We start from the raw sequence: 7,041 nt of genomic DNA, 5'->3' as shown, positions 1-7,041 counted from the left end.
GTAAAGCCGCTCTTTCAGCCGATCACTCGTCTGAGGATCACTAAATAATTCTTCAAGTGTTCGTTTCTTTGTCATCTATTTGTAAAATTAGCAGACACACTTAACTGAACACTCTCTTTCCAAGCGCTTTCAATTTTTTAAAGATCTAATTTTTACTTTTTCACTTCCTCAAAAATATCAATCGGAGTAGCCTTTACTTTTTCCTCAAAGGCTTTCCAATCGCCGTTCATAAACAACTCAACTTCTGAAATCGCTTCATCTGCAGCGGATCTTGCTTGCTCAAAAAGGCGTATTTCTGTTGGTCCAGGTGCAGTATAGGATGAACCGGCATATCTACGAGGTAGACTCACCATGGTCATAGTCGTTGGGTAAAGACTTCTTACAATTCCTTGACCTTCCAATGTTGGGCCATCGAAAGCTTCTCGAGTCTTATCCAATGATTTTTTTACTTCTTTAGCTGCTTTGCTAAGTGCTTTTGCATCTTCAGTATCGATGTCCTTCGTCATTGCTAAAACTTTGTCGATTGCTTTTTGTGCATTATCCAACTTTTCTGTTGAAGCACTTACTTCTGAAGTAAGACCTTCCAATTTCTTCATAAAATCTTCTTTTGCCTTCAAATCGGCCATATTGACTTTAATCCTTGGATCAGAATAAACTTTAATACTAGTCTCATCTTTTTCCTCTTGGAATGCAAAAACCACCTTGTACGTACCTGGGAGTGCATCTCCTCCGCTAGGCTCAAAGAATCCACTTCTTCTGCCTCCTCTTCGTGGAGAGTTGCTCATTTCAGCCGTTGATTTACGATCTAGATTCCAGGTAATTCGGTTTACTCCTTTGACAGGCACAGTCTTCAAAGTTCTGATTTGTTCTCCTGCTTCATTGAAAATCGAAACCGTTACGGTATCCATTTTTGAAGTATCAGCTTCATTGATGATGAAACTTAAACGTCCACCAAACTCTCTGTTTTCGGCAGCGTACTTTCCATCCGCAGGGAATCTTTCTCCATGAGGCTGTTGAATCTCTGCCTGATAAGCATCTGAAGGACTAACTGCTGTGATTTTAGATTCAGGTAGTTTACCATTATTCTGTGCAAAAACCCTCAAAGGACGTATATCATCCAAAACCCACATTGATCTTCCGAAGGTTCCGATTACTAGATCAGCCTCCCGCTCTTGAATAGTCATATCATAGGTGGAAACTGCTTTTGGATAACCGCTTTCCCACTTATTCCAGGTTTTTGCTTTGTCAAAAGAAACATACAAGCCATATTCAGTTCCTAAGAAAACTAGGTTCGGAACTTCTGTGTCTTGCTTTATGGATAGGGTGTATCCCCAAACTTTAGAGTCATCAGCTATTCTGGTGAAACTTCCGCCAAGATTAGAAGTGTGATACGCATAGGCGCTGAAATCATTATTTCGATAATCATTTGCTACTACCCAAGCTTCATTTGCATCGTATTGGGAAGCCTGTACTTGAGGAATCCAAGACCCTTTAGGTAGTCCTAAAAGCTTAGAAACTACATTAGTCCATGTTTTTCCACCATCTTTAGTCACCTGCAGATTTCCGTCATCAGTTCCTACCCAGATTACATTTGGATCCACAGGGCTAGGGGCAATAGCCACGATGGTAGTATTATTCTCAGCTCCTGTGATATCAAAGGTTAATCCTCCAGTCTTTTGTTGACGCTGTCTTAAAGAGTCATTGGTGGTTAAGTCCGGAGAAATTATTTCCCAAGTTTCCCCACGGTCTGTTGATTTGTGCAAAAATTGAGATGCGTAATAAATTGTATTGATATCATGAGGATCTTGAGCGATAGCTGCGTTCCAATTGAATCTCAGAAAGATATCCTTATCTGGGTGAGTTGGTCGGATAGTTCTGTTATGTCCCGTAAGCTTATCAAATCGGGAAACATTACCACCTTGTGACATCGTATAGCCATATCGTGAATCACCTGGATAGGAGACCACATCAAATCCATCTCCAAAGGAAATTTCTTGCCAGTAGGTATTTCTGATTCCATCTCTTCTCCAGATATAAGAAGGTCCAACCCAGGATCCATTGTCCTGCATGCCTCCATAAATATTATAAGGAAGTTCATTGTCTACATTCACATGGTAAAACTGTCCTACAGGGATATTCTCTGCAAAATACCAAGTCTTCCCGCCGTCTCTAGTGATGTTTAATCCTCCATCATTTCCATCAATCATTAGTTTTGGATCGTAAGGATTGATGTACCAAGCATGGTGATCAGGGTGAACTCCTTCATATTGAAGAAGCTGTTGGAAGGATTTTCCACCATCTTCACTCATTCCAACTCTACTATAAAGCGTGTATAGACGGTTATCATTTTTAGGATCTGCATAAATTTCGAAATAGTAAAATGGCCGATCTCCGATATCGCTTCCACTGTTTATCAATTCAAATTTATCTCCTCCATCTTCTGAGACATAAAGAGCATTCTTTTTAGACTCAATCAAAGCATATATTTTATTGCTATTTGACGCTGAGATTGCCAGACCCATTCTTCCTAAGTCGCCTTTTGGAATTCCATTGCTTTCATCAAGTTTTTTCCAATTTTCTCCACCATCATAAGTCAAATAGAGACCTGAAGAAGGTCCGCCTGATTCGAAAAAGTCAGGGTAGCGACGGTGTTGCCACATATTAACAAAGATCTTATTTGGGTTATTTGGATCCATAATCATTTCCCCAACTCCCGTTTTAGCGTCTACGTACAGAATTTTATTCCAAGTCTTTCCGCCATCTGTTGTCTTATAAACTCCTCTGTCTTCTTGCTCACCCCAAGGTGATCCAATCGCTCCAACAAAGACCGTATTAGAATCATCTGGATGAACTATTATTCTGTGAATAGCTTTGGTTTTTTCCAGTCCCATGAGCTGCCATGTCTTTCCTGCATCCAAAGATCTATAGACTCCACCACCCATGGTTAGTGAATTTCGTGGATTTCCTTCACCAGTTCCTACCCATATGATATCTGGATTTTTTTGGTAAACAGAAATTGCTCCTATAGAGTGTACTTTTTGCTCATCAAAAATGGGTTCCCAAGTGATTCCACCTGAAGTTGATTTCCAAAGTCCACCTGATGCTGAACCAGCATAAATGATAGTAGGATCTGAATCCACGGCATCAATTGCGGTTATTCTTCCGCTCATGCCTGCAGGACCTACATTTCTGGTCTTCATGGATTTAAACAAATCCATATCCACCTTCTGTCCACTTACTGTGAAGCTTAAGAATGTTGCTAAAATGAGAATGTAAATTTTTTTCATAGGCTTTATTTTTTTCTGCTTCAATTAAACAAAAACTGATTACACTACATCTAGAAATTATTTTAATGGGACTAGATTTTAAAAATTTCAAATTTTTACCGGTTTTTTATTGATGGTTTGGGAGGGGGAGGCAATTTCATTTTCTTTAGGGAAAAATTATTATTCTATGAATTCAAATTTGTTTAAGCCTATTACTGGGCTTTTTCTTTGTCTGCTCTTTGTAGCAGAAGTCACCGCTCAAACAGGTCGTTTTCAACAGGCGATAAACTATGAAATAGCCGTTGACCTTAATGTTGAAACAAATCAATACACCGGTTCGCAGGTTATTTCCTACACTAACAATTCACCGGATGAATTGGATAAGGTGTTTATTCACTTGTATTACAATGCTTTCCAACCCGGAAGTATGATGGACGAAAGATCTCGAACGATCGCAGATCCTGATCGGAGAGTAGGGGACCGAATCTCCAAATTGAAACCTGATGAAATTGGTTATCTCCATGTGACTGAATTAAAAATGAATGGGAAACCCGTCAAATTCACAGAAGAGGAAACAATTTTGGTGGTTTACTTAGATGAACCTATTCAGCCAAATTCTACGGTTAAGTTTGAGACAAAATTTATGGGGCAAACACCTATTCAGATTCGTAGATCTGGTCGCGATGGGGAGGAAGGTGTACGATATTCCATGGCTCAATGGTATCCAAAAGTGGCGAATTATGACGAACAAGGATGGCATTCGAATCCCTATATCGGTCGTGAGTTTTATGGGATTTGGGGAGATTTTGATGTGAAAATCACCTTAGATAAGTCCTATGTAATCGGAGGTACTGGTTACTTACAAAACCCAAATGAAATAGGTCATGGCTATGAAGACGCAGGGGTGAAAGTGCCAAATCCAAAAGGGAACACCTTGACTTGGCACTTTAAAGCACCAATGGTTCACGATTTTATGTGGGCTGCAGATCCTAAATACCAACATGATAAGGTGCAGATGGAAAATGGAATTACCGTACACCATTTCTTTATTCCAGGTGAAAAGACATCTGAAAATTGGGAAAAACTCAAAGAATACACTCCAAAAGCCATCAACTTTTTATCAAAGCATTTCGGTCAGTATCCTTACAAGCAATTCTCGGTAGTGCAAGGAGGGGACGGAGGAATGGAATATGCTATGTCCACGCTTATTACAGGGGAGCGTAGCATCAGAAGTCTTGTAGGAGTGATGGTCCATGAATTAGCACACAGTTGGTTTCACGGGGTATTGGGAACGAATGAATCACTTTATCCTTGGATGGATGAAGGATTTACAAGCTATGCTTCAAGTCTTGCGATGAGCTCGATTTATTCAGAGTCTAAAAATCCTTTGGCTGGATCCTATTCTGGATATTTTAAGCTTGCTAAGTCTGGTCTGGAAGAACCTATGAGCACCCATTCTGATCATTACCATACAAATTCTGCATATAGCTCAGCGGCATATTCAAAAGGTGCAACTTTCTTAGCTCAGCTTGGGTACGTGATTGGTGATGAGGTCAGAGATCAGGGGATGTTGAAATATTTTGATACTTGGAAATTCAAACATCCTAACGTGAATGATTTTATTCGTGTGATGGAAAAAGAGAGTGGAATGGAGTTGGATTGGTACAAAGAATACTTTGTGAATTCCACAAAGACAATCGATTATGGGGTAAAAGCGGTAAATCCACAAGGCGATAAAACAGAGATTATTTTGGAGCGATTGGGTTTGATGCCTATGCCGGTTGATTTAATAATCACGTATAAGGATGGATCATCAGAGCAGGTTTATTTGCCATTAGTGATCATGAGAGGAGAAAAAGGAAATGAGCAAGGAATGCCTGAGCGTATTTTAACAGAAGACTGGCCATGGACTAATTATACTAAATCAGTAATGATCAATAAAAAAATAGAAACGATTAAATCTGTTGAAATCGATCCCTCTATGAGAATGGCTGATTTAGAGCGAAAAAACAATAAAATGGAATTCTAATCGATATGATTAGGCATAAAAAAAAGGTGACTTTAAAGTCACCTTTTTTTATTTGAGGATTATTAACCTTCGTTTTTCTTGTCCTGAACTTCCTTACGGATGTCCTGAGCAATGTTTTTTAGGTCTTGCATTCCTTTTCTTACTCTTGTTCCTGCAGCTTGGTTGCCTTTTTCGTAGAACTTAACGAAATCTTCCTCCATTCCGAGGATCATGTCTCTAACTTCACTAAATCTGCTCATAGTAAAAGTGTTTTTTTTAGGTTGATGATAAGTTTATTTGCTTCCAATATAGGTCAAATACTTGCTAAATCAATCCAGAGGGCATTTTTTTTGAAAAAAAAATTACTCTCCGAAAGAAATTGCAAGCTCTGAATTTTTATAGTAACCGCTGGTCAACTTTTCTTTGATCGCAGCAAATGCTAGAATAGTTTCGTTTACATCTTCCAGAGTGTGTACCGCAGTTGGGATCAACCTTAAGATAATCATGCCTTTAGGTACTACTGGATAGATTACTACAGAACAGAAAATCCCATAATTTTCTCTTAGGTCTTTTGTTAAAGCTGCGGCTTCACCTACTGTTCCATTCAAAACTACCGGTGTAACTGGAGAATTTGATTTTCCGGTGCTAAAGCCATTTTCGTGGAGTCCTTTACGCAGTGCATTGACGATTTTCCAAAGATTATCCTTCAATTCCGGCTGAGACCTTAATAATTCCAATCTTTTCAAACCACCTTCTACTAAAAGCATTGGCAATGACTTTGCGAAAATCTGAGAACGCATATTGTATCTCAAATAAAGAATCAAATCTGCATCTCCTGCTACAAAAGCCCCGATACTTGCCATTGATTTAGCAAAAGTAGAAAAGTAGATGTCTACTTGATTTTGGACACCTTGCTCTTCGTCAGTTCCTGCACCGGTTTTCCCCATTGTGCCGAATCCGTGTGCATCATCAATTAAAAGTCTAAATTCAAATTTCTTTTTAAGCTCAACGATTTCCTTCAATTTACCTTGATCACCGGTCATTCCAAAAACTCCTTCGGTGATTACTAGAATTCCACCTCCTGTTTCATTGGCCAGTTTGGTAGCTCTTTCTAATTGCTTTTCGCAACTTTCGATATCATTATGAGGAAATACATATCGCTTTCCCATATGCATCCTAAGTGCATCTATGATACAAGCATGACATTCTGAATCATAAACGACTACATCCTTGCGGTCAAGTAGCGAGTCAATGACAGACATGATTCCCTGATAGCCATAATTCAATAAATAGGCTTTTTCTTTCTTTACAAACTCAGCTAACTCATTTTCAAGCTGCTCGTGCAAGCTAGTTTGTCCAGACATCATTCTAGCGCCCATTGGGTAGGCTGCGCCCCATTTTGCAGCAGCATCAGCGTCAGCTTTACGAACTTCAGGGTGATTGGCGAGACCCAAATAATTATTCAAACTCCAGGTAAGAACTTCTTTACCTTGAAAAATCATTCTTGGGGCAATTTCTCCTTCTAATTTTGGGAAAGAGAAATAACCATCTGCAAACTCAGAGTGTTTGCCCAAGGGTCCCATGTTCGTTTTTAATTTTGCAAATAGATCCAAAGCTTTCGTTATTTAGTGATATGTTTTTTTAATGTTCAATCCATTAAACGCCAAAAATAAAACTTAAATGCCTCCCAAGCAAAATTCGGTAGGTGATTCAAGGATTCTTTATAAAGCTCAGAATTATTTCTTTATTTCGCTTTCTGCCTACCGC

4 protein-coding genes are annotated in these 7,041 nt (G+C 39.1%); 1 reads left to right on the top strand and 3 read right to left on the bottom strand.

The annotated features are described in order from the left end of the window. Positions 1-152: 152 nt before the first annotated feature. Complete coding sequence (locus P8O16_RS19015) at positions 153-3,287, bottom strand: hypothetical protein (RefSeq protein WP_300317505.1); 3,135 nt, start codon at positions 3,285-3,287, stop codon at positions 153-155. Positions 3,288-3,453: 166 nt separating this feature from the next. Between P8O16_RS19015 and P8O16_RS19010 the strand changes: the two genes are divergently transcribed. Then, positions 3,454-5,295 (top strand): M1 family metallopeptidase, encoded by a 1,842-nt coding sequence (locus tag P8O16_RS19010; protein ID WP_300317502.1) that lies wholly within the window; start codon positions 3,454-3,456, stop codon positions 5,293-5,295. Between the two features lie 62 nt (positions 5,296-5,357). Here P8O16_RS19010 and P8O16_RS19005 read toward each other — a convergent pair whose 3' ends face one another. Beyond that, positions 5,358-5,534, bottom strand: coding sequence for a histone H1 (locus P8O16_RS19005; protein ID WP_300317499.1), 177 nt, complete (start codon positions 5,532-5,534; stop codon positions 5,358-5,360). Positions 5,535-5,636: 102 nt separating this feature from the next. Further along, positions 5,637-6,887 (bottom strand): aminotransferase class I/II-fold pyridoxal phosphate-dependent enzyme, encoded by a 1,251-nt coding sequence (locus P8O16_RS19000; RefSeq protein ID WP_300317496.1) that lies wholly within the window; start codon positions 6,885-6,887, stop codon positions 5,637-5,639. Positions 6,888-7,041: the final 154 nt, after the last annotated feature.

Origin of the sequence: Algoriphagus sp. (genome assembly GCF_029254265.1) — a bacterium.
Lineage (GTDB): Bacteria > Bacteroidota > Bacteroidia > Cytophagales > Cyclobacteriaceae > Algoriphagus.
Note: the sequence above shows the minus strand (reverse complement) of the source record. Positions and strands in the feature narration are given on the sequence as shown.